This window comes from Shewanella marina JCM 15074, from assembly GCF_000614975.1.
GTDB classification, from domain to species: Bacteria; Pseudomonadota; Gammaproteobacteria; order Enterobacterales; family Shewanellaceae; genus Shewanella; species Shewanella marina.
On record NZ_BALM01000002.1, the window covers coordinates 125,776 to 152,669 of the forward strand.

Genomic DNA, 26,894 nt, shown 5'->3' on the forward strand with positions numbered 1-26,894 from the left:
AGATAATAATGTCAAATCTTAACTTTTTGCTATTTGGAGTCTATCCATTCATCGTGGCGGCTGTATTTATTGTTGGCTGTTGGATTCGTTATGATAGAGAACCCTATAGTTGGAAAGCGGACTCAAGCCAAATGCTGGATAACAAAGGTTTTAGTCTTGCGAGTAATCTATTTCATATCGGGGTGATATTTGTTTTAGCGGGTCATTTCGTCGGTTTATTAACACCAGAATCAATATACCATCATTTTATTTCAACACCGCATAAACAGCTATTAGCGATGATCAGTGGCGGTTTTTTTGGAATATTATGTTTGATAGGCGTTATTATGCTTATTCTACGAAGACAGAATAACGCTCGTGTAAAAGCGAACACTCGAACATCAGATATGGTCGTGTTATATGCGTTATTAATTCAAGTCTGTTTAGGCTTATTAACGATAGTCGTTTCTGCTCAGCATTTGGATGGTTCTGTCATGGTGTTACTCGCCAATTGGGCACAGAGTATTGTGACACTGCAAGGCGTTCAGGCTGCTGAAATGATTGCGCCTGTAAGTATCGTTTATAAGTTGCATGTGTTTGTCGGCTTAACGTTAATTATGATATTTCCATTTACGCGATTGGTACATGTAATTAGTGCGCCAATAAAGTATTTAGTTCGTAATTATCAAATTGTTCGTCAAAGATAAAATGATATAAAAGGAGCTAATTATTCATTAGCTCCTTTTATATTGGGTCACGATAAATTATGTATTGGAGCCATCATGGATACAGATGTACCCCAAAAAAGACCACAACCTACAGAGATTGAAATGCCAATGATTAGTGTTAATGGTGTTTTTATTGACGAAACGGTTTTAGCAAACGAGTTGCAATATCATCCTCACGATGATTTTGAGCGAGTTATTCAACAAGCAGGCCAAAGTTTAGTGATTAAAATGTTATTGCAACAAAAGGCTGAAGCTTGTGGTTGTGATATGTCCGCTGGAGAAGAAAGTGCTATTTCACTCTTACTCCAGCAACAAGTGACCTATCAAGTTCCAACTGAAGAGGATTGTCTTAGATACTATGAGAATAATAGAGCGACATTTACAACTGAACCATTATTAGCACTCGATCATATTTTATTGCCAGCTGCGATTGATGAACCGATAGAGAGAGAGCAAGCAAGGCAAACTGCCGTGCGATTGATTGAAATGCTATTAGACGATATAACTTTGTTTGCAACGTTAGCTCAGCAACATTCTGCTTGTCCATCAAAACAGGTGGGGGGCGCATTAGGCAAATAAGCCGTAATCAAACCGTACCTGAATTTGAAAGGCAAGTTTTACAGTATGAGCAAGGGTTGATTGCTGAACCAATAACGTCTCGTTATGGTATTCATGTGGTTAATATTGTAAACAAAATCACTGGAGAGCAATTAGATTATCCTCATGTTGAAGATAAAATTAGAGGGTATCTTGTTGACCGAGCTTCAAGATTGGCAATTCAATCTTATATCTATAACTTAATAGAAGTTGCTGATATCCAAGGGATTGAGGTTGGTTTTGAACCCTCTGCAAATATTGCGGTTTAGGTCTATTGTGAATAACAAAGAGAATAATGCCGCTATTTATTGTCTTTGTTATTTAATGTGTATGGATTTTTTGCTCTAAATGAACCTATTGCCATCGCGATGGATAATAAAATAATGGCATTAAAAAACACGGGCACAATAATAAAATAATAGCCCAACTCATGTACTGTATCACCACCAATGACCGCAGTGACCGCTGTTGCTCCTCCTGGTGGATGCATTGCCCCCGATAGGTGCATCGCTAACATACTGACTCCAATAGCAACAGATGAGGCTATAACTGGATGAGGTATTAAATAATAACTCGATATACCAATAAAAGCGGCAATCAGGTGACCACCGACCAATGGCCATGGTTGTGAAACAGGGCTATGCGGTATGCCAAATATGAGCATTGCTGATGCGCCTGTGGATGCTAATACCATCGGCATATTGCTCGCTTCCAAAATACTATTGCTAAAAAATGATGCACAAAGCGTGGCAAAAAAAGCACCAATAATAGAAGCGATGGTTTCGGTTGGTGACATTTTTTGCATCGTGATGCAGTATCCCTATTATGCGTTAGTTTGCTTCTATTTCTATTGGGTTTTCTTCTCTATCGAAAATAACATAACGATTAATACTGTTTCCAGTTTCAATATCATGTGCCATTTTATTGAGAAATGGTTCAGCTTCTGTGGTGGTTGGTTCTTTGTCTTTCTCACCACTTAAAGAGGCAACAAACATAAAGTTCCACTGTTTGTTTATCTCATCAGCTTCTTTAATGAGGTGATGAAATGATGTGATGTCGGATAGTGATTTATCAACACACATCACAGGTGTGATAAACCCATTTTGATTATTATGTGAATCTGTTGATTCAGCATTAGCAAATAATAAAAGTAATCTTTGTGGATTAGTTTGGTTTTGTAATATGTTAATTAAATCATTAAACGTGCTAATCATTATATTTACTCTATAGTTGTGATAGTTAATTATATTTAAATACGGCGATAACTAAAAAGAACATTAAAATCCAAAATCCAGAAAGTAATTGCCAAAATAAAATTTTGTTTTTGTCTTTTTTTATTATTGGGTCATCCAGTAGATAATCAGCATTTGGTGTTTTTAGATCGTTAATAAAGTCATCAATGTGTAGATATCTTTGCTCTAAATCAAAACTGACACCTCTTTGTAACGTACGATCGAACCAAATAGGAATAATTGGATTTTTAGTATTGGCAGGAATATATCTAAGTTTGTCATATTGAAATGCTGTTTGACACTCCTCTATTTTATTACCATAGGGCAGTCCACCGCAAAATAGCTCATAGGTAATAGTTGCAAGTGAATATAAATCGCCTTGAATCCCTGTGTTTTTGCCGAGTAAATATTTGGGATCTGAGTAGGTGGCAGTGCCAAGTACTCCGTCATGCTCTAGGGGGATAAATACTTCTGCAATCCCCGCCACAAATACAGAGCCAAAATCGACTATTTTAATATTAAGATCGTCATCAATAATGATATTTGCAGGTTTTAAGTCTTGGTGAATAGTATCCATTTTATGGAATTGAGCTAAACCTTTAGCAATTTGTTCAATAATAGTGATGGCTTGCTTAGGCTTTGGGAAACGATTTTCTAGCATCCATTGGTCAAGAGGTTTACCGTTAATATATTCCATTAAATAGTAGAGACAAGAGCGTTTTCTCTCCTGCCTAATAACGTTAACCACATAGTCGCTATGAATCCTTTTCCCAATCCACTCTTCTTGAATAAAACGGTCAATATAACCAGCGTCTTCAGCAAAATTGATTGATGGTGTTTTCATTGCCATGACCTTGCCTGTTTCTATATCTTCTACTAAATATATTTGGCTTCTACTACTAGCAAAGAGCTCGTCGAGTACTTTGTAACCATCTAATACAACACCTGTGTAAAGTGTTGGAGGGAAGGGAAGGGAGGTAAGCTTATTGTTATAGTCATTTAAACTTTCATTCGGTAGGGTAATAATTCGGGCTATAACCCCACTAATATTGTCATCACTACCATTTATTTGGGCTAAATTTATGAGTTGTTCAATTTTATGTTGGTTGCTCGACTCTGATGATAAGATTTCTACTAGTTTGTCTTGCTCAATAAAGTCATGAATGCCATCGCTTGTTAATATTAGCTGGTCATCTAACTTTAAATTAAGTTTGCTATAATCGATTTGTAGGCAGTTATCCATACCTAATGCCCGAGTTAGGAAGCTTCGGCCATTGGCAATATTAGCGGTATGATCCCGAGTTAATTGTGACAGCTCTCCGGCCCTTAACAGGTAAGCCCGACTATCACCAACATGAAAATAATGGCAAGTTTGTGATTTAATCACCGCGCCAGTAAATGTGGTCAGGTAACCTTTTTCATCACTAGCAAATTCATGACTGCGTTTAAAAAGCGCGATATTGATGCTGGACAATATTTTTTGACCAGCATGCTTTACTGACCAAGTATCAGGGGCTGCATAGTAATCTTCAATAAACCGGTTGACGGCCATTTCACTTGCTGCTTTGCCTGCTTCTGCACTACTAACACCATCGGCTACAACAAGTACCACCCCTTTTTCATTACGCAGTGTCTCATTAGTCGGTGACAAAGAACCTACACTGTCCTCATTGATCTTTTTTAAGCCCCGTATACTGTGGCTAGCAAGTTCAATATTAAGTAGGTTATTGTTATTCATATTGATGCACCACACTATATTGGTATCGGTCTATTGCGAGTATAGGTTCATAAATGTTAATTAACATCGATTAATTCAACCGTGCCATCCTCATTCACTTCAGCCATATGACCTTTAGGCTCATTTAGAAACATGACTGCAAAAAATATCACAGCGGCAGATGCTGCTATTAATATAAAGAATGTACTGTAATCGACGAAGGAAAGAATGGTTAGATATGTCACACCGCCTACGTTGCCATATGCCCCCGTCATTCCTGCAATTTGCCCCGTCATTCGGCGTTTTACGAGGGGAACGATAGCAAAAACTGCGCCTTCTCCTGCTTGAACAAAAAATGAACATGCCATAGTTGCTATCACCGCAAAGGCTATAAACCAAGTTCCACTTACTTGACTTAGCAATAGGTAACCTAATGTGAGGCCCCCAATAAAGATCATTAATGATTTTCGTCGCCCAAATTTATCACTAAACCACCCCCCGGTAGGTCTAGCGACTAAATTCATAAATGCAAATCCGGACGCCAGTAAGCCCGCTTTTACTGGGTCAAGTCCTTCAAATGTTTCTAAAAAGAACAGAGGTAGCATTGATACAACTGCAAGTTCAGAGCCAAAGGTAACAAAATAAGCAATATTTAGAATGGCAACTTGTTTAAATTCATATCTTTCAAGATCGGGTACTCCTTTGGTTAAATTACTTTTATTCACTCGCCAAATAGAATTAACTTGAACTAAAAATAATATAACTAAACTGCCCCACATGAGGTACATCATATTGGCACTGAAAAGGTTAACGCCTGCTGGCGATAGTTTCCATGCTAATACCGCTAATGCAATATACATTGGGATATTCATGGCAAGATAAAAATAAAAATCTTTCCAACTTGTGACTTCTAATCCACCTGATTTTTTAGGCTTAAAATAGGTAGAGCCTTTTGGTGTATTGCGCGCTAATGTGTAGAAAATAATGGCATATATGCCAATTAATATACCTATTAAACCAAGAGCATAGCGCCAGCCATTATCACCTCCAAACATTAAGGCTAAAGTCGGCAAGGTCATTGCTGCTGCCGCAGAACCAAAATTGCCCCAGCCGCCATAAATTCCTTCAGCTATTCCAACTTGTTTTGCAGGGAACCATTCGCCAACTAAGCGAATACCAATGACAAATCCAGCACCAACAAAACCCAGTAAAAATCGAAAGAAAGCCAATTGTTCAAAGCTATTTGCAGTTGCAAAAGTGATACACAAAATGGAGGCCGACACGAGCAAGCTGCAATAAACGATTCTCGGTCCGAATTTATCGACCAATATGCCAATAATTATTCTTGCTGGAATCGTTAATGCGACATTGAGGATCAGTAAAGCCTTAATTTGTGCTGATGAAAGTGCAAAGGCTTCTTTAATAAATACCATTAATGGGGCATGACTAAACCACACAAAGAAAGTCAAAAAAAATGCAAACCAAGTGATATGAAGTGTTCTAATTTTTGGATCTGCAAAATTGAGCAAATGTAATTGTGTGTGTTTAGACATCGGCAAGCCCCAAGGTGATTTCTTATCTTTTAACGCATTAGAAGTTACTAATATTTTTACTGAAAAATGAGCATGGGACGTTGATCTGTATCAATTAGGTATGGCTTATGTTTGTATTTTGTTAACAATACGTTTGTTGTGGTTATTGTTTTTTCATATGTAACTAGTTGGTGCTAATTAGTGTTTGATTTGTTACTATTTGATCTCTATCAATGTTGTTGGTGTTATATTTTGTGTGTTTGTTCGTTATCGATGCGTTAAGTGGTATTGTTACTGCATTGAACGTTAAGCTTATGCATGGAATGCAATTTGAAAATTATGGATAAACAGCGACGTAAATTGTTATTTAGATTACAAGATTCACATACTAGCGTAATGCCTTGGCTTAAAACTGAGTCAGAATTTTATGATTTATGTAGTCGTTGTAATGCATGCATGAATGCATGTGAAACCCATATTATTGAGCTTAATCAATTTAGTTATCCTGTTATTAACTTCAAAAAAGGCCAAGGCGAATGCACTTTTTGTTATGCCTGTGCTAACGCCTGTGAACTTCCATTATTTCTTCCTCAGCATGAGCGCCCTTGGCTACAAGTGGCGCAGATAAATGCGAATTGTTTGTCATTACGGCAGGTGGAGTGCCGTAGCTGTAATGATGTGTGTGATGAGCAAGCAATCAAATTCTTGCCGCAAGTTGGCGGCCATCAAATATTTCTACAACAAGATAAATGCACTGGCTGTGGCGCATGTATTAACACATGCCCGGTTGAGGCTATTTCAGTTGTTAAAGTGCAGCATTATTTTCAGGAGGAGAATCATGGCTTTTGATGAAGTCCATATTTCGAGTGTAGTTGTACATGTGAAACCTCAGTTTCTCAATACGGTACAACAGCAAATTAAGTTACTTGCAGGTGCTGAAATTTTTGCCAGTAGTGAAGTGGGCAAGATTGTGGTGGTACTTGAGTGTGAAAAGCAGCATCAAATTACGTCAACATTAGAGCAGATTAATCAGTTAGAACACGTATTGAACGCATTTTTGGTATTTCACCAAATTGAACCAAAATCAACAATTTTAGCGAGTGAAATAGAAGGGTAATTAATATATGGCAATCACAAGACGTGAGTTTATAAAGGCGAATGCAGCACTTTCTGCCGCCACCGTAGCAGGGATCTCTTTACCCGCATCAGCAACCAATTTAATTGTCAGTTCAGACGACACCAAGATTAAATGGCAAAAAGCACCGTGCCGTTTTTGTGGCACAGGTTGTTCTGTGTTAGTGGGGACTCAAAATGGTCGCGTTGTGGGTACCCAAGGTGATCCAGAAGCACCTGTAAACAAAGGCTTAAACTGTGTAAAAGGTTATTTTCTATCAAAAATCATGTACGGCAGTGATCGCTTACAGCAACCATTACTTCGTATGACTGATGGCAAGTATGATAAGCATGGTGAGTTTCATCCCGTGTCATGGGATACCGCTTTTGATGTGATGGCAGACAAATGGAAGCAAGCATTAAAAGCCAAAGGGCCAACGAGTGTCGGTATGTTCGGCTCTGGTCAGTGGACGGTGATGGAAGGTTATGCCGCTGTTAAGCTAATGAAAGCGGGTTTCCGCTCTAATAATATCGATCCGAATGCGCGTCATTGCATGGCGTCTGCTGTAGGTGGCTTTATGCGTACCTTTGGTATTGATGAGCCAATGGGCTGTTATGATGATTTTGAGAATGCTGATGTATTTGTGCTGTGGGGCTCAAATATGGCAGAAATGCATCCTGTGCTTTGGACCCGATTAACTGATCGTCGTTTGAGTCATGAACATGTGCGCGTTAATGTGTTATCGACTTATCACCATCGTTCATTTGAGTTAGCGGACAATAGCATTATCTTCACGCCGCAATCTGATCTGGTTATGGCTAACTTTATTGCAAATTACATCATCCAAAATGATGCAGTAAATTGGGATTTCGTTAATAAACACACCAACTTCAAGCGTACAGCAACAGATATTGGTTATGGTTTACGCGACGATCATCCTTTGCAAAAAGCCGCGGCTAATCCTAATAGTGGTGCAATGTCACCAATGAGTTTTGATGAGTATAAGGCCGCAGTTGCTGAATATACGTTAGAGAAAACCGTTGAAATGACAGGGGTTCCTGCTGAGCGCCTACTTGAACTCGCCAAGTACTATGCTGATCCAAATTTAAAAGTGATGTCACTTTGGACGATGGGTATGAATCAACATACTCGTGGCGTGTGGATGAACAGTTTGGTTTATAACATTCATCTACTAACCGGTAAGATCTCACAGCCGGGTAATGGTCCATTTTCATTGACGGGGCAGCCTTCAGCTTGTGGTACGGCGCGTGAAGTGGGCACATTCTCACACCGTTTACCTGCTGATATGATGGTGGCGAATCCTAAGCATCGTCAAATTTCTGAAAAAATCTGGAAGTTGCCTGAAGGGACTATTCCGCCTAAACCAGGATTCCATGCGGTATTGCAAGACCGCAAACTCAAAGATGGGGTGTTAAATGCTTATTGGGTAATGTGTAATAACAATATGCAGGCTGGCCCAAATATTAATGAAGAACGTTTACCTGGTTACCGTAATCCAGAGAACTTTATTGTTTGTAGTGATCCTTACCCAACCGTTACAGCCCAAGCCGCTGACCTTATTTTACCAACCGCAATGTGGGTTGAAAAAGAGGGGGCTTATGGTAATGCCGAGCGCCGTACTCAAGCATGGTATCAGCAAGTTAAAGCGCCGGGTGAAGCGAAGTCTGATCTATGGCAATTAATGGAGTTTTCTAAGCGTTTTACGGTAGAAGAAGCGTGGGGCAAGGAGTTTGTTGCTCAGCATCCTGAGTATACCGGCAAGACCTTGTATCAAGTGCTATTCCGTAACGGTCAAGTGGATAAATATCCGTTATCAGAAGCACAACCTTTAAATGATGATGCACGAGATCAAGGCTTCTACGTTCAAAAAGGACTATTTGAAGAATATGCAACATTCGGTCGTGGTCATGGTCATGATCTTGCTCCTTATGATGTGTATCACCAAGTGCGTGGCTTACGTTGGCCTGTTGTTGATGGTAAAGAAACGCAATGGCGTTTTGCTGAAGGCAGCGATCCTTATGTGCCTGCAGGTAGTGGTTTCCGCTTTTATGGTAAAAAAGATGGTAAAGCTGACATCATTTTTGCGCCATTTGAAGGTGCACCTGAAGTACCAGATCAAGAATATGATATGTGGCTATGTACTGGTCGTGTGTTAGAGCATTGGCATTCAGGTACGATGACGGCGCGTGTACCTGAACTTTATAAAGCGGTGCCAGATGCGCTTTGTTATATCAACCCAGCAGATGCTAAAAAGCGTAATCTTCGTCGTGGTGATGAGGTTTTACTGCAGTCTCGTCGTGGTGAGGTGTTATGTAGAGTTGAAACTCGTGGTCGTAATCGTCCACCTGAAGGCTTGGTATTTGTCCCATTTTTTGATGCGCGAATATTGATTAATAAGCTGACATTAGATGCAACAGATCCTTTGTCAAAGCAGACTGATTTTAAGAAGTGTGCCATTAAAATTAGCAAAGCTTAGTGATTGAGAGCAGATAAAAATTACCAATATTTAGCCACACAATGGAGTGTGAATATGAAGCATAAAATAATTTTCACCAGTTTATTTAGCACGGCAATATTAATGGCCTCTACTTGGGCGACTGCTAATGATAATCCCGGTGGTATCGGTGGAGTACATTCTCTACGTGGTGATGCAGAGTTAGAGCAAACTCGGCCAGCAGATCCCTTAAAAAAAGTATCAAGACAGGTCAGTAAGTTGGATAACAACTTTGTGGGTCAGCCACCAATGATCCCTCATCATATTCGTAATTATGAAATATCGATGAATGCCAATAAATGCTTATCTTGTCATAGCTGGAAACAAGCGAAAGAGTCAGGGGCGGTTAAGATTAGTGTGACTCATTATCAAAACCGCAGTGATCAGATTTTGTCAGACGTATCACCTAGACGTTATTTTTGCGTGCAGTGCCATGTACCTCAGGTAGATGCTAAGCCGTTAATCAAGAATGATTTTAAAGAAGTTGAATCATTAAGACCTAACAGTAACGACTAGCAGCGAGGTGTAATATGGCATTATTAAAGTCATTTTTTAAACGCTTAACCTCGCCCAGTAAAGCGGCGTTAGGTATTGTATTATTTATGGGATTTATTGGTGGTTTGCTGTTTTGGGGCGCATTCAATACTGGAATGGAAGCGACTAATACAGAGGAATTCTGCTCAGGGTGTCATGCACCGATTGTGTTAGAAATCCAAGAAACTATCCATTATTCTAATCGTTCTGGTGTTCGAGCTATTTGTTCAGATTGTCATGTACCACATAATTGGACAGACAAAATTGTACGTAAAGTACAAGCGTCAAAAGAGCTGGTGGCTTTTGCGATGGGGACAATTAGTACCACTGAAAAATTCCAAGCTCGTCGTGCGCATTTAGCTGAGCGTGAGTGGAAGCGGATGAAGGACAATAACTCGCAAGAGTGCCGTAATTGTCATGAATTTGCCTTTATGGACTTTTCAGAGCAAGCACCAAGAAGTGTCAAACAACATTCGACTGCACTAGCAAGTGGCGATAAAACTTGTGTTGATTGTCATAAGGGGATTGCACATAAATTACCTGATATGAAAAATGTCGAAAACTGGCAATAGGAGAGCTTATGAGTACCTTTGAAAACGTGATGTGGCATATTTTAGGTTACATTGCTATGCCAGTGATTATTTTAACCGGCTTCGCTGTGGTCGCTGCAATTTCAGTCGCTATTCTTTCAAGATGGGATAAACCATCGACTACGGAGTAATGGTTTAGTAGTTGTGATAATAAGCCCAGCAAGGTTTGCTGGGCTTTTAAATAATAGCCCTTAATTGATCTGGTCATGTTACAATCCGCCCCCGATAATTTCCTTCTATACTGCGCAGAGTTTCCATTTATTATGTCATTTACCGCATTACTTAATACGGCGATTGAAAAACGTCGTGATTTCTTCCAGCAAATGTCAACCAATCAGACTGATTGCTACCGTGTTTTTCATGGCACAGTAGAAGGTATTAATGGCTTAAATATTGACCGTTACGGTGATGCTTGGTTAATCCAGACTTTTCATGAGTCACTTACTGCGGCTGCCTTAGCTGAAATTGAAACGGTATTGACTGAGTTAATGCCATTGCCCGTGATTTATAATGATCGTTCTGCTAAAAATTCGCGTATCGGTAACGATTTAACGGATCAACATGATGAGTTAGCTAAGCAGGCATTAGTGATGCAAGAAAATGGCATCAAATTCACGACTCAGTTACGTCATGAAGGACAAGATCCACTGTTATTTTTAGATATGCGGGCAGGTCGTCAATATATGTTAGCCAATAGCGCTGACAAAACCGTACTCAATCTATTTTCATATACTTGTGGCATTGGTACAGCTGCTGCAGTTGGCGGTGCCAAATCAGTGATGAATGTCGATTTTTCTTCATTTGCGTTAGCGGCGGGTAAGCTTAATGCTGAGTTAAATCAGGTTGAGGCTCAATGTCAGTTTGTTCAAAGTGATGTATTTCCTGCGATTAGACAACTTGCTGGGGTAAATGTTGGTGGTCGTCGAAATCAGAAGCTGCCTAAATATCCCAAGCTTGCCGCAACTCAATTTGATCTGGTATTTTTAGATCCGCCACGTTTCGCTAAAAGCCCATTTGGTACGGTTGATCTAATTAATGACTACCAAGGTTTATTTAAACCTGCCATGTTAGCCACTCAATCTGGTGGTACGATTGTGTGCTGTAATAACGTGGCTAAAGTTGATCGAGATAGCTGGTTTACAAGCTTAATTCGCTGTGTTGAAAAACAAGGCCGACAAGTCACTTCGCATCAATGGCTCGAGTGTGAGCAAGATTTTCCATCATTTGATGGTAATCACCCGTTAAAAATGGTGGCTTTAACGATTAGTGATATTTAAAACTAAAGTGCTATTTATATAATATATAAACCGTATCAAAAGATGCGGTTTTTTTATATACAACCCATTAAATTAGTGAGTGCTTAATAAAACAAATAATAATCAATATACCTTAAAACGTAATTATAGAATTAATTGCTATTGGCAAATATTGATTGCTGAAGAGTATAAGTATTTATGATTTATACTATTTAACCTTATCGTTAGTAAATATTAATTTTGAAAGTATTATTAATGTTAAACCATCTGGTATTTGCAAAGTAAACTTAAATATTTGAAATATATTGTTACATAAAATGTGACGTGATACATATATTAAAAATAAAGCGTAAGTGTTATGACATGATCATATTTTTATTAGATACAATTTATATTGAAAACAAAAAACATTATAAATGGAGTATTTAATGAAAGTTTCACATATCGCCGCAGTTATTGCATTAACCTTATCACCGACTATTTTTGCAGCAGACATGAGTGATGCAAAAAGTATGGGGATGGCAGGTGTTGGTGTTGCAGCAGGCGATTTTACTCGCGCTAACTTGAACCCTGCATTATTAACAAAGTTTGATGTTAATGATGATGTTTATATTAAGTTAGGCGTCGGCGCGGCCGCACATGATTTTCAAGATACGATTGATAAAGTAGATGATGTACAGCATCAATTAGATATTTTTGAAGGCATGGTCAATGTCGGTGCTGGTGGCGGTGTTTCGCCTGAAGATGCTCAGCAACAAGCTGACTTATTAATTGCCGATTTAAAAGGTCTAGATAAAGAAAAGATCAACGCTAGCGTAGGCGTTGATTTAGCCGTTTATATGCCATCAAAAACCTTTGCATTTGGTATGGCTATAACTTCACAAGTCTGGGCTAAAGGTGATTTTAGATTTGCTGACAGTGATGAGCAGTTGCTAGAAAATGCTTATGCGTCTGGTGACTTTAATCAAACAGACATTAAGTCTGATGGTACTGCTCGCGGTATCGCGGTAACCAGCATTGATTTCAATTTTGCGCGTCAATTCGATTTACCTGTTATCGGTGAATTTGCAGTGGGTGTTACCCCTAAAGTACAGCGCCTTGATACTTATGCGTATACTGCGACGATCGCTAATTATGACGACAGTGATTATTTTGAAGATCAATATCGCACTGACAAAACTGGCTTTAACTTTGACTTAGGTTTACATAAAAACTTGGGCATGGTTGAGTTAGGCTTAGTGGCTCGTAACTTAGTGAAACAAGAGATTGTAAACATTAAAGGTGAGAAAGTGACTTTAGAGCCAACCGTGGTTGCAGGTGTTGCCGTAACGGGTATGGGCATGACTGCTGCGCTTGATGTTGATTTAATTAAAGACAAGTCATTTGTATTAGATAATGATCAGTTTCTACAAGAGCGCCAATGGGCTCGTTTAGGTTTAGAAGCTGATATCTTTGAGCAAGTGCAAGTACGTGCAGGCTATAAGACTGACTTAGCCAATAATTATCAAGATTATTACAGTGTAGGTCTAGGCTTATCACCATTTGATCTGTTCAGCTTAGATATTGCGGCAGAAATGAGTGAACATGATGATTATGGTGCAAATCTACAATTAGGCTTTAAGTTCTAATTTATTAGATTTTAGTAAGTGATTAGCAGCCATAAATGAGGATGATTTATGGCTGTTTATTTATTGAGCAAACGAGTTTCTGCGGAAATTTTTAATCGTTAGCATTTCATTAAGTTATATTTTTGCAATTGTAAATGTGGATAATTTTTAACAAATAAGTATCATTTTGTAACGATTTTGACATTAAATCCATTTATAGTACTTCGCGACGTTATTACAATAGATACCAATTATATTAAGAAAGTGTGTATTCAGCGGGAGTTCAAGGCGCTGTAGACAAGACGAACATTTGACTGGAATAGTTATTCTATTTTGAGAATGTTCAACGCAGTATAAAGTGCCTTGAAACCCGCACGAGGTGAGCATGGCAGGCCTTTTCATTTCTGTGTTGCATCGATTCGGAAGGGAATAGCCATTACTTCATCAATGCGCCTAGAACTGAAAAGGCTGACAAGCTCTGAATTACTCACATCTTTAATCTAATCGGTATCTTGTCTGTAATACCCTGTATGGATACTTTGAGGTTATTATATGTTGTCAAAATTAAGTGTTATTTCTTTAGCCGTAGCTGCGGCAAGTCAATCTGCTATTGCTGCCGATAATTTATTTATTTCTGAATACGTTGAAGGTAGTGCTAATAATAAAGCGATAGAGCTTTATAACCCATCCGGCAGTAATGTTGATCTCACCAATTATCAATTATCTTTCTATTTTAATGGCAATGCAGAACCATCATCTGTGATTAATTTAGAGGGGGTGCTGAGTGCTAACTCTACTTATGTGATTGCCGATAATGATGCTAATGAAGCGATATTAGCGGTGGCAGATTTAGCCAGTAATGCCAGTTTTTTTAATGGTGATGACGCGGTGGTATTAAGTGTCGGCGATCAAGTGCTCGATAGTATCGGCCAAGTAGGTGTGGATCCGGGAAATGAATGGGGCAGTGGCGATGTGTCGACTAAAGATAACACCATACGCCGAGATCCAGACAACATCGTTGTAGATACCATTATTGATGATGCTGCTGATTTATCAAGTTGGTTGGGTTTTGCTAAAGATGATATCAGTGATCTTGGTCAGTTTGAGGGCGGGGACCCAATTGTACCGCCACCGGGTGGTGAGCTAGTGTGTAATGATCCAGCGACCATGATCCATCAATTGCAGGGAAGTGGTGAAAGCACTCCATTAGCTGGCGAAGTTGTTGAAGTTGAAGCTGTAGTGACCTCTGTACAGCAAGGGTTAAAAGGTCTCTTTATTCAAACGCCAGATGCTGATATTGATGCTGATAGTGCCACTTCTGAAGGGGTGTTTGTTTACTTTGGTAACAGTGAGATGACATACCAAGAGGGGGATTTAGTTCGTCTAAAAGCACAAGTAAGTGAATATCAAGGTGCAACTCAATTAAGCATGATTGAAGCGGATAAATTATGTGCGGCGAATCAGGCACAACCCACGGCAGCTATGATCAGTTTGCCATATACCGATTTATCAGAGTTTGAAGCGGTAGAAGGTATGCGAGTGAGCTTTGAGCAGGATCTAATGGTAAATGAAGTTTATCAATTAGGCCGTTATGGTGAAGTGCTACTGGGTAGCAGTCGCCATTATATTGGGACTCAAGTCGCCATGCCGGGTGATGACGCTAATGCGGTAATTGCGGCAAATACTAAAGACAGTATTATTTTAGATGACGGCTTAACCGCACAAAATCCCGATGTTGTCCGTTATCCTGCACCGGGATTGACGGCTGAAAATACGCTACGAGTGGGTGATAGTGCGACCAATGTCACTGCCATTATGCATTATGGTTTTAATCAATATCGATTAATGCCATCTGAAACCATTAATTTTGTCGCGACTAATCCCCGCAGCGATGCCCCCCAACTGACTGAAGCCGATATCAGTTTAGCCAGCTTTAATGTACTTAATTACTTTAATGGTGATGGCTTAGGCGGTGGTTATCCAACCGATCGCGGTGCAGATTCTAGTGCCGAATTTGAGCGTCAACGTGCAAAAATCATCAGTGCGATGGTGGCAATTGATGCCGATGTTTATGGCCTGATGGAACTTGAAAATGACGGCTTTGCTGATACTTCTGCCATTGCCGACTTAACTCAAGGGTTATCTACTGCTTCAGGTCAGCAATATAGCTACGTGGTGCCAGATGTCGCCAAGATTGGTGATGATGCAATTACGGTCGGTATTATTTATCGCAGTGCTACCGTAACCGCAACGGGGGCCGCTAATATTCTGTCCTCAGCCAACTCGGCATTGGATGAACAGCAGCAACCACTGTTTAATGACAATAAAAATCGGCCAATGTTGTCACAAACCTTTACTGATAATGAGTCTGGACAAAGTTTTGTGGTTGCAGTTAATCACCTTAAATCCAAAGGCAGTAATTGTGATGAGTTAGGCGATCCTGATTTGGGTGATGGTCAAGGCAACTGTAATCAAACCCGTACTCGTGCAGCACAAGCGATAGTGAGTTACCTTGCTGAAACATATCCAGAACAACCTATTGCCGTATTAGGCGATCTCAATGCCTATGCCAAAGAAGATCCACTGACAGCCTTAAAGCAGGGAGGCTATCAAGAAGTGGCTGAGTATTTAGGTAAAGTACCTACTTACTCCTATGTATTTAGAGGCGCATCAGGTCAGCTTGATCATGCACTCGCTAACGAACTGTTATTGGAGCATTTGGTTGATGCGGCTGAGTGGCATATCAATACCGATGAGCCTAAAGTGCTGGATTATAATGTTGAGTTTAAGACTGAGCAGCAAGTCACTGATTGGTATAGTGCAGATGCTTACCGTTCATCGGATCATGATCCTGTTATATTAAGTCTTGATTTTGAGGCTGATAACGTTGCGCCAGAAGTTGATTTTGATATCAGTATTGATGGGCTGAATGTACAACTGAATGCTGATGCAACCGATGCTGATGGCGAAGTGGTTGCTTACCAATGGCAACTCAGTGATGGTTCAGAATATGATACTGAACAAGTACAACATAGCTTTAGTGAAGCGGGCGAATATCAAGTGACGTTAACCGTAACGGATGATGATGGTGCTCAAACAGAGCTCAGTAAGACCGTTACCGTAGAAGGTGTGGAGCAACAAGCCCCTGAGGCGGTAATCAAGCATATTGATTTATGGTTTATCGATCTGTTTATTTCACAAAGTAGCGACAGCGATGGTTATATTAAACGCCATAAGTGGAAGTTTAATGATGGTTATAAATCATTGTCACCTGTGGTAGTTCGTTTTGCTGGCAGTGCTTCTAAAGTGAAGTTAGTGGTTACTGATAACGACGGGTTAAAAGATAAAACCGTATTGAAATACTAACTCTTCAGTATTAAGTTTGAGTATTGATAAAAACCAAAACGCCCTCATTTTGAGGGCGTTTTTATATTGTGATACTGCGTTATTTACTGCTCGGTTTCTAACTCACCAAACTCGCCAGCAAATAATGCTGATGATAAATAGCGCTCTGCCGCGGATGGTAAGATGACGACAATATTCTTATCTGCAAACTCAGGTAGGGCAGCAATGCGATTAGCGGCAACAACGGCAGCGCCAGATGAGATACCCACCAGAATGCCTTCTTCTTGCATTAACCGTTTTGCCATCTCGATAGATTCTTCATTGCTGACAGCTTCCACTCTATCGACTAATGATAAGTCAAGGTTGCCGGGAATAAAGCCTGCACCAATACCTTGGATTTTATGTGGGCCTGGTTTAACTTCATCACCAGCGAGTGTTTGTGCTATTACGGGGGAATCAGAAGGTTCTACTGCAACCGTGGTAATCGCTTTCCCTTGGGTGTTTTTAATATAGCGGCTTACGCCTGTTAGCGTGCCACCAGTACCCACACCGGCAACAAATACATCAACTTCACCATCGGTATCTAACCAAATTTCAGGGCCAGTGGTTTGTTCGTGAATCGCTGGGTTAGCTGGGTTCTCAAATTGCTGCAATAATACATACTTATTGGGGTTTTGTTGGCATAACTCTTCCGCCTTTTCGATAGCGCCTTTCATGCCTTTGGCGCCATCAGTTAATACCAAGTTAGCCCCTAATGCTTTGAGTAGCTTACGACGCTCTAAACTCATGGTATTCGGCATGGTTAGGGTGAGCTTATAGCCACGAGCAGCAGCAACATATGCGAGCGCAATACCGGTATTGCCTGAGGTCGGTTCAATCAATTCTTTGTCGTGGGTGAGGAGCCCTTTATTTTCAGCATCCCAAATCATATTGGCGCCAATACGACACTTAATACTAAAACTTGGATTTCTTGCTTCAACTTTTGCTAATACGCGACCATTACTGACACGGTTTAAACGCACTAATGGTGTATTACCAATGGTATACGAATTATCTTCAAAAATTTTACTCATGGGTCGGACTCCTTTCATTGTTAAGTTAAGCATAATCCGATTACGCTGAAAGAGAAGTGAAAATTTGCACTTCTATATTCCAAAAAGTTATAAGCAACTTTGTATTGATAATAATTGATATTTACTCGTAACTATTGGATAAATAAAGGAAAGGCTACATAAGCAGCCTTTAATTTATCATGATAACCCATTATTCAGGGGCAATAACTGGGTGTTTGTAGTCTTTACGGTATTGGTCTACCCACATTGCTGTCGCGCCACAAATTGCCACTGGCATGACAATAAAGTTAACCACTGGGATCATCGAAAACAAGGTCACCGTTGCTCCAAAACTGACACTACGACCTTTGTTTGATTTTAACACCTGCTTCATATCATCAAATTTAACTTTGTGGTTATCGAATGGGTAATCACAATATTGAATCGACATCATCCATGCGGTAAATAAGAACCAAATAACAGGCGCTGCGGTTTGGCCAATCACAGGGATTAAAAACAACAGTAAACATAAGATTGCGCGGGGCAAGTAGTATTTTAATTTAGTCCACTCTCGTCCCAACACACGCGGTAGATCTTTGATTAACTCGGCAGTGCCACCAGTGTATAGCGGTTTATTGGTGAGAGCCTGTTCAACTTGCTCGGCTAATAAACCATTAAATGGTGCCGCCAGCCAGTTCATCACAGAACTAAATATAAATGAGATGACGACGAGTAGGGCAATAATGGCAAGTGGCCATAATAGGAAGTTTAACCAACTTAGGTAATCAGGTAGCGCGTTGCTTAACCATGCAAATAGTGATTCAAGCTGAATAATGGCGGCATAAAATGCGATGGCAAACAGTACAAGGTTGATCATGAGTGGAATAAATACAAAACGGCGTAGGCCAGGGCGAGTAATGAGATTAAAGCCCTGCATAAAATAGCTCGCACCACTTTTAGGTGTTGACGGTTGATTTGCTGTCATTTTGCTCAGTTTGTCATAAAAAGAGGAATAATAATTGAATTGTGAGCAAGCTGTGTGCGGATGACAAGTCTAAATTGATAAAAAGCGTTACAAGGTATGGCCCATTTTGCTAAAGTGGTCGGCTATATCCGTTCTGACATCAATTGAGTACAACGACTTTTCCATGAGATTAAAACAAATAAAATTAGCGGGATTCAAGTCGTTTGTAGATGTTACCAAAATTCCCTTTAATCACCCACTCACTGCAATTATTGGTCCCAATGGTTGTGGTAAGTCGAATGTGATTGACGCTGTACGTTGGGTATTAGGCGAAAGCTCAGCTAAAAACCTACGCGGTGATTCTATGACCGACGTTATTTTTAACGGTTCGACTGCTCGTCGCCCGGTCTCTGTTGCTTCTGTTGAGCTGTTATTTGAAAACAATGCTGGCCGCATTTCAGGTCCCTATGCTCATTACGAAAATATTAGTGTAAAAAGGCAAGTGAGCCGAGATGGTGACACAGGCTTTTTTCTCAATGGCCAAAAGTGTCGTCGTAAAGATGTTACCGATCTCTTTATGGGTACCGGACTCGGTGCTCGCAGTTATGCCATTATCAGTCAAGGTACTATTTCACGCTTAGTTGAATCTAAACCGCAAGAGCTGCGTACCTTTATTGAAGAAGCAGCTGGTATCTCGCGTTATAAAGAACGCCGCCGCGATACTGAAATTCGTATTCGTCATACCCGTGAAAACCTAGAACGATTAGGTGATATTCGCCACGAGCTAGGGACACAATTAGATAAATTGTCATCACAGGCGAAAGCGGCCAAGCAGTTTCGCGAATTAAAGCAGCAAGAGCGTAGCATTAATGCACAATTAGCGGTGGCTAAGTATCAGCAGTTGCAGCAGCAAATTAGTGAGCTTGAGCAGCAAATAGCCAAGCAAGAGTTAGCGCGTACCCAAGAGCAAACGCTGTTACAAAAGCTTGATAAAGATCGCTTACAAATCGAATTAAAAATGGCTGATTTAACCAGCCAAGAGCAGCAAAAAGTTGAAGGTTATTATCAAACCAATACTGATATTGCTAAGTTGGAGCAGCAATTAACTCATCAACAGCAACAAGATAGTCAAACTGAAACGCAGTTGCAGACCATTGCTGAACAGTTACAACAACTGAAACAGAAGCAAGCTGATAATCAGCAGCATATTGAACAAGCTGAGCGACTTAAATCACCGCTGACGCAAGAGTGCGAGATGTTGGCGCTGCAGTTAGAGCAATTGCATGAACAAGTTGAAATTCAGCAAGCCAAGGTTGATGAATTAAACCTAGCTTATGAGCAACAACAAGAGCAACAAAGTCAGTTAAAGTTGCAGTTTGAATTAGCTAAAAGTCAGCAACAGCATAATCAGCAAAATTTGCAGCAAAAGCAGGAGCATTTACAGAATGTAACGGCGCAAATGGCCAAACTTGAGTCATTTGATCATCAACAAGCAAGCACTCAACTAGCGCGTATTGCCACATTGCAAACCGAAGTCAGCGAGCTCGTCACTAAAATAGTGGCAACTGAGCAGCAACAGGCGCAATGTACTGAGCAAGATCGCGTACTCGATGATGCCATCAGCGAGCAACGTCAGCAGTTAGCGGCTAAAAAAGCCCGTTTAGAGCTGGTTGAGCAGTGGCTGCTTAATTTACAGCAACACGGCCAACAAGAGTCAGTGTGGCAACAAATTGAGGTTGCTCAAGGTTGGGAAACTGCTGTTGATAGTTTACTTGGGCATCTGCTTGGACAGGGCGTGACCCATAACATTGATGAATATGGTTTTACCCATCAAGCTCGGCGTGCTTTTTCACCAATTTTATCTGCATCGGTTAATCTTGAACCTTGGTGTCATCATGTACATTGGTTAACCAGTGAGGCAGAAGCTTATGCGTTATTGCCAAGCTTGGCTGAACATGAATTAATTGTGCTGCAAAATGGTGATATATGGGCCAGAGGTGTGCGTATCGCAGCTGCAAGTCACGATACTAATGCCGCTCAATTGGTCAGTGAACAGGTGATATTGACGGATGCAATCGCCATGTTGCAGCAACAAATTGATGACAAAGTTGAGCAGCAATTATTGTTATCAGATCGATTGTTAGCCCAGAAGCAACAACTGAAAAAATTACAGTTTAATCAACAGCAAAGCCAGTTAGCGTTAACCAAGCTACAAACTGAATCAGAGCATATTCTGGCGCGCCAAATTGAAGTCAAAGCTGAGCAGCAAAAATACAGCTTGTTGCAGCAGAATTTGAATGAGCAAATTGAGCAGTTAAATACGCGCATTTTGACGGAAGAGCAGATTGAACAGCAGCAGGATGATCTGCAAAAACGTGCTAATGACTTGAGTCAGCTAAGTCATGACCGCCAGCAGCAACAGCAAAATTTAAAGCAGTTAACTCAGCAAGTGACTCAGATTGAGCAGCAACAGCAAACGTTAACGAATCAGTTAAATCAACAACAAACGCAATATTTATTGGCGCAGCAACAACTGACGGCAACCACCGAACGTATTGCTGAATTACAACAACGTCAACAACAGTTACAACTGAGTAGTGATACTTCGCAAATACAAGATCCGGCGCAGCGTCAGTTGTTGCTGCAACAGCAGTTACAGTTAAAGTTAGATAAACAACAGCAACAACAACAGCAATTGCAACAGACTCGTGCTGAGTTACAGCAATGGCAGCATGCGTTAGATGAGTCAACAATAAAACAAAAACAGTTAGTTAGTGTGATAGAAAGCTTGACTCAGGCGATCAGCGAGTTAAAGTTACGCTGTGAAGGTGTAAAAGGTCAATCGGGCAGTTATAAACAGCAATTGCTGCAAGATAATATTAATATTGCCACTGTGTTAGCCGAATTACCTGAACATTTAGACATTAGTCAAAGTCAGATACAGTTAGATAAGTTACGCTTAAAAATAGGACGTCTTGGTGCGATTAACCTCGCGGCAATTGAAGAATTTGAACAGCAAAATGAGCGTAAGAGTTATCTTGACCGACAAAATGACGATTTACAGCAAGCATTGGCGAGTTTAGCTGAAGCTATTCGCAAGATTGACCGTGAAACAAGAAGTCGCTTTAGAACGACTTTCGACCAGATAAACCAAGATCTTAGTATTTTATTTCCTAAGGTATTTGGCGGTGGTAGTGCTTATTTAGCTCTCACTGACGATGATTTATTAGAAACTGGGGTCACCATTATGGCCAGACCTCCAGGTAAAAAGAATAGCACTATCCACCTGCTTTCTGGTGGTGAAAAAGCACTAACCGCTTTATCATTGGTATTTGCTATTTTTAGACTGAATCCAGCACCATTTTGTATGCTCGATGAAGTTGATGCACCTTTAGATGACGCTAACGTTGAGCGGTTTTGTCGCTTAGTGGAAGAGATGTCTAAAGAGGTACAGTTTATATATATTAGTCACAATAAAATCACCATGGAGATGGCTGATCAATTAACAGGCGTAACTATGCATGAACCAGGAGTGTCGCGTATAGTTGCAGTAGATATAGATGAAGCGGTGGCGATGGCCGACGCTGGATAACCATAGGAATAATAGGGTAACCAATGGAAAATTTTCAGCTGTTATTATTTGTATTAGGGGCAGTAGCAATTATTGCGGTACTGGTACACGGTTTTTGGTCGATCCGAAAGCAGCAACCTAAATCTGCAAAAGATAGTCCTATGGCTGACTTTTATAAAGATCAAGCCGCTAAAAAACAGGCCGACGTTAGTGGTAGCGAATATGTGAGTGAGCCTCGCGTGATTAAAGAAGAGCCGCGTATGCCGCCTAAAAAGCCCGCATCTTCACACATTCAGCGCCAAGAGCCATCAATTCATGTTGAGCCTGAAGTGAACTCGGCTAATGCGCCGGTGACCAAAGTGGAGCCAAGCATTGCTCCGCAAGTTGAACCTACTATTGCCGCAGAAGTGAAAGCAGCAATTGCTGAACCAGAAGTAACGCCACAGGTAACCATTGAGCCAGTAGTTGAAACTGAAACAGTTGCTGAACCCATTCAAGCTGCTGCCACAGAGCCAAGCGTTGAAGCCGCACCTGTTGCAAAAGAGCCTGAGCCTTTAGGTGAGCCAGTCGATGTATTGGTCTTACATGTGGTAGCAAAAGAGGGCAAAGTGTTAGGCGGTGACGAATTACTGCCTTGCTTATTAACTCTGAACCTTAAGTTGGGGATATGCAGATTTTCCATCGTCATGAAGATAATGCGGGCACAGGGCCTGTACTGTTCTCATTAGCGAATATGGTTAAACCTGGCGTATTTGATCCAGATAATATGGAACAATTTACCACTAATGGTGTGGTGATGTTTTTACAGTTACCTTGCCATGGTGATGCTAAGCGCAATTTCTCCATCATGCTAAATTCAGCTTATCAATTAGCTGACGACTTAGATGCCATTGTGCTTGATGGTAAACGTGAGCTGTGGACCGAGGTGAGTAAACAAGCCTACCTATCTCGAATTAAGGCTGCGGCAGCTGTTTAACGATATATCAATAATTTTTAATAAGGCCGCTTTTTGCGGCCTTATCACGTTTAATACGAGTGGTCATTAATAGAGTATTAAACCGATTTCTTAGGTAGTGATATGCAAGCAACCATTGAACAATTACAACAGCTTATTGCTGAATTAAATCAACATAACTACAGCTATTATGTGGATGATAATCCCACCATTCCTGATGCTGAATATGATCGCTTAATGCAACAATTAAAGGCGATTGAAGCCGAGTATCCACAATTGGTGACGCCAGAGTCACCAAGTCAGCGTGTGGGGGGCATGGCATTAGCCAAGTTTGATCAAATTACCCATTTAAAGCCAATGCTTAGCTTGATAACGTATTTGATGAGGCGGAGTTTGCTGGTTTTAATAAGCGTATTACTGATCGTGTTGGCGCAGTCGTTTATTGTTGTGAGCCTAAACTTGACGGTTTAGCCGTGAGTCTGCTTTATCGTGACGGTAAGTTTGAGCGTGCAGCGACCCGTGGTGATGGCACTACGGGTGAAGATATTACCGAAAACGTACGTACCATTATGTCAATTCCACTGACATTGCGTGGCGAAAACTTTCCGCCACTTTTAGAAGTTCGTGGTGAAGTGATTATGCCTAAAGCGGCATTTGATGCATTAAACGAACGTGCCCGTAAAAATGGCGATAAAGAGTTTGTTAATCCACGTAATGCTGCAGCAGGTAGTTTACGTCAATTAGACAGTAAAATTACCGCTAAGCGTGCGTTAGGGTTTTATGCATATGCACTAGGTGTGATAGAGCCGACAGACTGGCCGATGGCCGATACCCATTTCCAGCAACTTATGCAGTTAAAAGGTTGGGGCTTTCCTGTCAGCAGCGAAGTAAAGCGTTGCCAGAGCATTGCCGAGGTAATGGAATATTATCAATCAATTTTAACGCGCCGTGCAGAGCTTGCATTTGATATTGATGGTGTGGTGATTAAAGTTGATCAACTTGAGCAGCAACAAACATTAGGTTTTGTTGCTAAAGCCCCGCGTTGGGCGATTGCTTATAAGTTTCCAGCTCAAGAAGAGATGACGCTACTTGAAGGCGTTGATTTTCAGGTTGGGCGTACAGGTTCTGTGACGCCTGTTGCACGCTTAAAGCCTATTTTTGTGGGTGGAGTAACGGTATCAAACGCAACCCTACATAACGCGGATGAAATAGCGCGTTTAGGCGTAAAAGTCGGTGATACTGTGATAGTGCGTCGTGCTGGCGATGTTATTCCACAAATTGTTGCGATTGTGCCGCAAAAGCGTCCAGACGATGCTAAAGAGATTGTGATCCCAAGCCATTGCCCCGTGTGTGGCAGTTTGGTTGAACGCCTAGAAGGTGAAGCGGTATCTCGTTGTAGTGGCGGTTTATTCTGCGGTGCGCAGCGTAAAGAGGCAATTAAACACTTTGCTTCACGTAAAGCGTTAGATATTGATGGTATGGGCGATAAGGTGGTTGAGCAACTGATTGATAAAGAGTTAGTTGAAAACCCTGCAGATCTATTTAGTTTAACTATTTCAGCTGTGACTATGCTTGAGCGAATGGGCACTAAGTCTGCGACTAATCTCGTTAATGCAATTGCAGTCGCTAAACAAACTACGTTTGCACGCTTTTTATATGCGCTTGGTATTCGTGAAGTGGGTGAAGCTACTGCCGCTAACTTAGCCAATCATTTTAAAACATTAGAGGCATTAATCGCGGCTGATATTGAGACCTTACAAACGGTTGAAGATGTTGGCGTGGTTGTCGCTAAGCATATTAATCACTTTTTTGCGCAGCCACATAACCTTGAAGTATTAGAGAAACTACTGGCAGCAGGAATTAATTGGCCTGCGATTGCAGAAGTTGCCGCTGATGCGCAGCCACTTGCAGGGCAAACTTGGGTGTTAACTGGGACGCTAGCACAGTTAAATCGTAACGACGCTAAAGCAAAGTTACAGCAGCTTGGTGCAAAAGTGGCTGGCAGTGTCTCTAAAAAGACCGATTGCGTTGTGGCTGGTGAAGCAGCAGGTTCTAAATTGGCTAAAGCACAAGAACTGGGCGTTAAAGTACTTGATGAACAAGGCTTACTCGATCTGTTTAGCCAGTATTAATCGTTGATATTGAAGCCGTCATTTGACGGCTTTTTTATAGGAAAATATGTGGTAGATTTTCAGCATATAAAATGGGTCGATGATAAAGGCCACGTTAAACCGCCGATTTGGTTATATGCCATCTTGGTTTATCTTGCCCGCGGTTGGTGTGTGTGGATTGCATCATTAACGCAAGCGAGTGATCGCGCTGCAATTGTGCGTTTATTTTATCCTGATAGATTTGATTTTATTCAAGCATTGATTGCCGGTATCGGTGCGGTAATTTTGTTTGGGCTAGTGATTGCAGAGCGGCAACGTAAACCACAATGGCTAGCACCTGTATTTAGGCAAATGATGATTGTGCTCTGGGGCTTATTATTGCTTGATGGCGTATTGCTGGGGCAACGACTTTATCATGCTGATTATCTATTTAGTTGGTTTTTTGCCGTTGATATCCTATTACTGTTTTGGAGTGGGTTATATTTATTGTATTCCAAGCATTTAAAGTTTTATGTTAAAGATTGGCATAGAGAAGAGGGCGTAGTTGATGGTCAATAAAGTTGCCATAGTGGGATGTGGATGGTTTGGTTTAGCCTTAGCAAAGTCGTTAATTGCCGATAATATTGCCGTTTGCGGCAGTAAACGCGAAAAAGTAACGGCTCAGCAGCTCGCACAATATGGTATTGAACCTGTACAACTGGATTTGGATCAAGCGTATCGTCTGCAGCAATTTCTCAAATAAGTGACGCAGATGCCATTGTTGTGAGTATTCCGCCCAAGCTACGTCAACCTCAAACCTTAGTGTTTCAAGCGGAAGCTTATTTAAATCAACTGCAAACACTCATTGAACAGATTGATTTCAGTTCATTTAAACGGATTATTTTTATTAGCAGCACAGCGGTTTATGCCGATGCAGGGGTAATGACCGAGCAAGATGCGGTTAATGACTCACCTAAACAGCAAGTATTATTACAAGCTGAGCAGTTATTTTTAGCCTACCCACAAACGGTGGTATTGCGTTTTGCAGGCTTGATTGGCCCTAAGCGTCATCCTGGTCGTTTTTTTGCGGGTAAACAAAATATTAGTGGTGCTAATGCCTGCGTTAATTTAGTGCATCAAGCGGACTGTATTGGCGCAGTTAAATTATTATTAACTCGGCCTATGGTCAGTCAGGTTTATAATCTAGTTGCGCCTATGCATCCCACTAAAGAAACTTTTTATACTGCAGCTTGTCTGCATATGGGGCTAGCAGCTCCTCAATTTAATGAGACAGTAGTCACCGATAAACAGGTCGATGGTAGCTTAATAACCAAGGAACTTGGCTTTGTTTATCAATTTGAAGATCCATTAACTATGCTGGATGCATGTTGATTAACCAATAGAGATAATAGAATGAAGTTATTAAATAAAAGTCTAGCAGGCTTTTTTATCATGCTAATGAGCATGATGTCTGCACAAGCAATGGCGCAGCATATGTTGATGGAGTTGATTACTT

At 40.8% G+C, this 26,894-nt stretch carries 22 protein-coding genes and 3 pseudogenes; 19 read left to right on the forward strand and 6 right to left on the reverse strand.

From position 1 onward, the window contains the following. Nucleotides 1–8: 8 nt before the first annotated feature. The 3 genes from narI to JCM15074_RS24710 all read left to right on the forward strand — a co-directional run bounded on the left by narI (nucleotide 9) and on the right by JCM15074_RS24710 (nucleotide 1,573). A complete protein-coding gene (narI, locus tag JCM15074_RS02520) occupies nucleotides 9–686 on the forward strand; it encodes a respiratory nitrate reductase subunit gamma (RefSeq protein WP_025819745.1) in 678 nt (225 codons plus the stop codon). A gap of 75 nt (nucleotides 687–761) precedes the next feature. Then, nucleotides 762–1,286: a peptidylprolyl isomerase gene (locus JCM15074_RS24705; RefSeq protein WP_234400145.1), complete on the forward strand. Its 525-nt coding sequence runs from the start codon at nucleotides 762–764 to the stop codon at nucleotides 1,284–1,286. Beyond that, on the forward strand, nucleotides 1,247–1,573 hold the full coding sequence (locus tag JCM15074_RS24710; protein ID WP_234400146.1) for a peptidylprolyl isomerase: 327 nt from the start codon (nucleotides 1,247–1,249) through the stop codon (nucleotides 1,571–1,573). Before JCM15074_RS24705 ends, JCM15074_RS24710 begins: the two co-directional genes overlap by 40 nt. 32 nt (nucleotides 1,574–1,605) lie before the next feature. Here JCM15074_RS24710 and JCM15074_RS02530 read toward each other — a convergent pair whose 3' ends face one another. Genes JCM15074_RS02530 through JCM15074_RS02545 form a run of 4 tightly spaced genes read right to left on the reverse strand, consistent with a single transcriptional unit; the run spans nucleotide 1,606 to nucleotide 5,806 of the window. Continuing rightward, the gene (locus JCM15074_RS02530) at nucleotides 1,606–2,109 is read right to left on the reverse strand and encodes an HPP family protein (RefSeq protein WP_037468953.1); all 504 of its coding nucleotides are present in this window, start codon (nucleotides 2,107–2,109) and stop codon (nucleotides 1,606–1,608) included. A 25-nt stretch (nucleotides 2,110–2,134) separates the two neighbouring features. Then, entirely contained in the window at nucleotides 2,135–2,518 is a 384-nt protein-coding gene (locus JCM15074_RS02535) for a hypothetical protein (protein WP_025819747.1), read from the reverse strand. Between the two features lie 25 nt (nucleotides 2,519–2,543). After that, nucleotides 2,544–4,274 carry a bifunctional protein-serine/threonine kinase/phosphatase gene (locus JCM15074_RS02540; protein ID WP_025819748.1) on the reverse strand — a complete coding sequence of 577 codons (1,731 nt, stop codon included), beginning with the start codon at nucleotides 4,272–4,274 and terminating at the stop codon, nucleotides 2,544–2,546. 56 nt (nucleotides 4,275–4,330) lie between these two features. Continuing rightward, the gene (locus JCM15074_RS02545) at nucleotides 4,331–5,806 is read right to left on the reverse strand and encodes a NarK family nitrate/nitrite MFS transporter (RefSeq protein ID WP_025819749.1); all 1,476 of its coding nucleotides are present in this window, start codon (nucleotides 5,804–5,806) and stop codon (nucleotides 4,331–4,333) included. 318 nt (nucleotides 5,807–6,124) lie between these two features. Here JCM15074_RS02545 and napF point away from each other — a divergent pair, with 318 nt between their 5' ends. From napF to JCM15074_RS02590, 9 genes are all read left to right on the forward strand, one after another. Further along, nucleotides 6,125–6,634 (forward strand): ferredoxin-type protein NapF, encoded by a 510-nt coding sequence (gene napF, locus JCM15074_RS02550; protein WP_051536805.1) that lies wholly within the window; start codon nucleotides 6,125–6,127, stop codon nucleotides 6,632–6,634. Continuing rightward, complete coding sequence (locus JCM15074_RS02555; protein ID WP_025819753.1) at nucleotides 6,624–6,902, forward strand: chaperone NapD; 279 nt, start codon at nucleotides 6,624–6,626, stop codon at nucleotides 6,900–6,902. The genes napF and JCM15074_RS02555 overlap by 11 nt, the downstream gene beginning before the upstream one ends. A gap of 7 nt (nucleotides 6,903–6,909) precedes the next feature. Continuing rightward, entirely contained in the window at nucleotides 6,910–9,396 is a 2,487-nt protein-coding gene (gene napA / locus JCM15074_RS02560; protein ID WP_025819754.1) for a periplasmic nitrate reductase subunit alpha, read from the forward strand. A 54-nt stretch (nucleotides 9,397–9,450) separates the two neighbouring features. Continuing rightward, on the forward strand, nucleotides 9,451–9,930 hold the full coding sequence (locus JCM15074_RS02565; RefSeq protein WP_025819756.1) for a nitrate reductase cytochrome c-type subunit: 480 nt from the start codon (nucleotides 9,451–9,453) through the stop codon (nucleotides 9,928–9,930). A gap of 14 nt (nucleotides 9,931–9,944) precedes the next feature. Next, nucleotides 9,945–10,520, forward strand: coding sequence for a NapC/NirT family cytochrome c (locus JCM15074_RS02570; protein WP_025819757.1), 576 nt, complete (start codon nucleotides 9,945–9,947; stop codon nucleotides 10,518–10,520). An 8-nt stretch (nucleotides 10,521–10,528) separates the two neighbouring features. Continuing rightward, nucleotides 10,529–10,669: a TIGR02808 family protein gene (locus JCM15074_RS23915; RefSeq protein WP_084266939.1), complete on the forward strand. Its 141-nt coding sequence runs from the start codon at nucleotides 10,529–10,531 to the stop codon at nucleotides 10,667–10,669. A gap of 132 nt (nucleotides 10,670–10,801) precedes the next feature. Further along, nucleotides 10,802–11,815 carry a class I SAM-dependent rRNA methyltransferase gene (locus JCM15074_RS02580; protein WP_025819759.1) on the forward strand — a complete coding sequence of 338 codons (1,014 nt, stop codon included), beginning with the start codon at nucleotides 10,802–10,804 and terminating at the stop codon, nucleotides 11,813–11,815. Between the two features lie 407 nt (nucleotides 11,816–12,222). Continuing rightward, entirely contained in the window at nucleotides 12,223–13,422 is a 1,200-nt protein-coding gene (gene traF / locus JCM15074_RS02585; RefSeq protein WP_025819760.1) for a conjugal transfer protein TraF, read from the forward strand. A gap of 531 nt (nucleotides 13,423–13,953) precedes the next feature. Continuing rightward, the gene (locus tag JCM15074_RS02590; protein WP_025819762.1) at nucleotides 13,954–16,767 is read left to right on the forward strand and encodes an ExeM/NucH family extracellular endonuclease; all 2,814 of its coding nucleotides are present in this window, start codon (nucleotides 13,954–13,956) and stop codon (nucleotides 16,765–16,767) included. A gap of 83 nt (nucleotides 16,768–16,850) precedes the next feature. Here the strand turns inward: JCM15074_RS02590 and cysK are convergent, their stop codons facing one another. Together cysK and cysZ are read right to left on the reverse strand one after the other, a co-directional pair. Continuing rightward, complete coding sequence (gene cysK, locus JCM15074_RS02595) at nucleotides 16,851–17,819, reverse strand: cysteine synthase A (protein ID WP_025819763.1); 969 nt, start codon at nucleotides 17,817–17,819, stop codon at nucleotides 16,851–16,853. Nucleotides 17,820–18,009: 190 nt separating this feature from the next. Continuing rightward, a complete protein-coding gene (gene cysZ, locus JCM15074_RS02600) occupies nucleotides 18,010–18,783 on the reverse strand; it encodes a sulfate transporter CysZ (RefSeq protein ID WP_025819764.1) in 774 nt (257 codons plus the stop codon). A 163-nt stretch (nucleotides 18,784–18,946) separates the two neighbouring features. Between cysZ and JCM15074_RS02605 the strand changes: the two genes are divergently transcribed. From JCM15074_RS02605 to JCM15074_RS20570, 7 genes and pseudogenes are all read left to right on the forward strand, one after another. Next, nucleotides 18,947–22,354 (forward strand): AAA family ATPase, encoded by a 3,408-nt coding sequence (locus JCM15074_RS02605; RefSeq protein WP_025819765.1) that lies wholly within the window; start codon nucleotides 18,947–18,949, stop codon nucleotides 22,352–22,354. A 23-nt stretch (nucleotides 22,355–22,377) separates the two neighbouring features. Further along, nucleotides 22,378–22,521: pseudogene (locus JCM15074_RS25555) on the forward strand (cell division protein ZipA); the annotation flags it as partial. Between the two features lie 360 nt (nucleotides 22,522–22,881). Further along, nucleotides 22,882–23,309: pseudogene (zipA, locus tag JCM15074_RS25560) on the forward strand (cell division protein ZipA); the annotation flags it as partial. A gap of 102 nt (nucleotides 23,310–23,411) precedes the next feature. Next, nucleotides 23,412–25,420 (forward strand): annotated as a pseudogene (ligA, locus tag JCM15074_RS20565) (NAD-dependent DNA ligase LigA). 48 nt (nucleotides 25,421–25,468) lie between these two features. Beyond that, nucleotides 25,469–25,957: a DUF2919 domain-containing protein gene (locus tag JCM15074_RS02620; protein ID WP_025819766.1), complete on the forward strand. Its 489-nt coding sequence runs from the start codon at nucleotides 25,469–25,471 to the stop codon at nucleotides 25,955–25,957. After that, the gene (locus JCM15074_RS24715) at nucleotides 25,947–26,141 is read left to right on the forward strand and encodes an NAD(P)-binding domain-containing protein (RefSeq protein ID WP_051536806.1); all 195 of its coding nucleotides are present in this window, start codon (nucleotides 25,947–25,949) and stop codon (nucleotides 26,139–26,141) included. The genes JCM15074_RS02620 and JCM15074_RS24715 overlap by 11 nt, the downstream gene beginning before the upstream one ends. Before the next feature lie 20 nt (nucleotides 26,142–26,161). Then, nucleotides 26,162–26,770 carry a Rossmann-fold NAD(P)-binding domain-containing protein gene (locus JCM15074_RS20570; protein ID WP_051536807.1) on the forward strand — a complete coding sequence of 203 codons (609 nt, stop codon included), beginning with the start codon at nucleotides 26,162–26,164 and terminating at the stop codon, nucleotides 26,768–26,770. The last annotated feature ends 124 nt before the right edge of the window (nucleotides 26,771–26,894 follow it).

Bases quoted from the DNA above. Each gene is read 5' to 3' on its own strand.
- JCM15074_RS02555 (WP_025819753.1), top strand. From the start codon at position 6,624: ATGGCTTTTGATGAAGTCCATATTTCGAGTGTAGTTGTACATGTGAAA.
- JCM15074_RS02590 (WP_025819762.1), top strand. From the start codon at position 13,954: ATGTTGTCAAAATTAAGTGTTATTTCTTTAGCCGTAGCTGCGGCAAGT.
- JCM15074_RS23915 (WP_084266939.1), top strand. From the start codon at position 10,529: ATGAGTACCTTTGAAAACGTGATGTGGCATATTTTAGGTTACATTGCT.
- JCM15074_RS02530 (WP_037468953.1), bottom strand. From the start codon at position 2,109: ATGCAAAAAATGTCACCAACCGAAACCATCGCTTCTATTATTGGTGCT.
- narI (WP_025819745.1), top strand. From the start codon at position 9: ATGTCAAATCTTAACTTTTTGCTATTTGGAGTCTATCCATTCATCGTG.
- JCM15074_RS24705 (WP_234400145.1), top strand. From the start codon at position 762: ATGGATACAGATGTACCCCAAAAAAGACCACAACCTACAGAGATTGAA.
- JCM15074_RS24715 (WP_051536806.1), top strand. From the start codon at position 25,947: ATGGTCAATAAAGTTGCCATAGTGGGATGTGGATGGTTTGGTTTAGCC.
- traF (WP_025819760.1), top strand. From the start codon at position 12,223: ATGAAAGTTTCACATATCGCCGCAGTTATTGCATTAACCTTATCACCG.
- JCM15074_RS02545 (WP_025819749.1), bottom strand. From the start codon at position 5,806: ATGTCTAAACACACACAATTACATTTGCTCAATTTTGCAGATCCAAAA.
- JCM15074_RS02565 (WP_025819756.1), top strand. From the start codon at position 9,451: ATGAAGCATAAAATAATTTTCACCAGTTTATTTAGCACGGCAATATTA.
- cysZ (WP_025819764.1), bottom strand. From the start codon at position 18,783: ATGACAGCAAATCAACCGTCAACACCTAAAAGTGGTGCGAGCTATTTT.
- JCM15074_RS02540 (WP_025819748.1), bottom strand. From the start codon at position 4,274: ATGAATAACAATAACCTACTTAATATTGAACTTGCTAGCCACAGTATA.
- cysK (WP_025819763.1), bottom strand. From the start codon at position 17,819: ATGAGTAAAATTTTTGAAGATAATTCGTATACCATTGGTAATACACCA.
- JCM15074_RS02535 (WP_025819747.1), bottom strand. From the start codon at position 2,518: ATGATTAGCACGTTTAATGATTTAATTAACATATTACAAAACCAAACT.
- JCM15074_RS02580 (WP_025819759.1), top strand. From the start codon at position 10,802: ATGTCATTTACCGCATTACTTAATACGGCGATTGAAAAACGTCGTGAT.
- JCM15074_RS02605 (WP_025819765.1), top strand. From the start codon at position 18,947: ATGAGATTAAAACAAATAAAATTAGCGGGATTCAAGTCGTTTGTAGAT.
- napA (WP_025819754.1), top strand. From the start codon at position 6,910: ATGGCAATCACAAGACGTGAGTTTATAAAGGCGAATGCAGCACTTTCT.
- JCM15074_RS02570 (WP_025819757.1), top strand. From the start codon at position 9,945: ATGGCATTATTAAAGTCATTTTTTAAACGCTTAACCTCGCCCAGTAAA.
- napF (WP_051536805.1), top strand. From the start codon at position 6,125: ATGGATAAACAGCGACGTAAATTGTTATTTAGATTACAAGATTCACAT.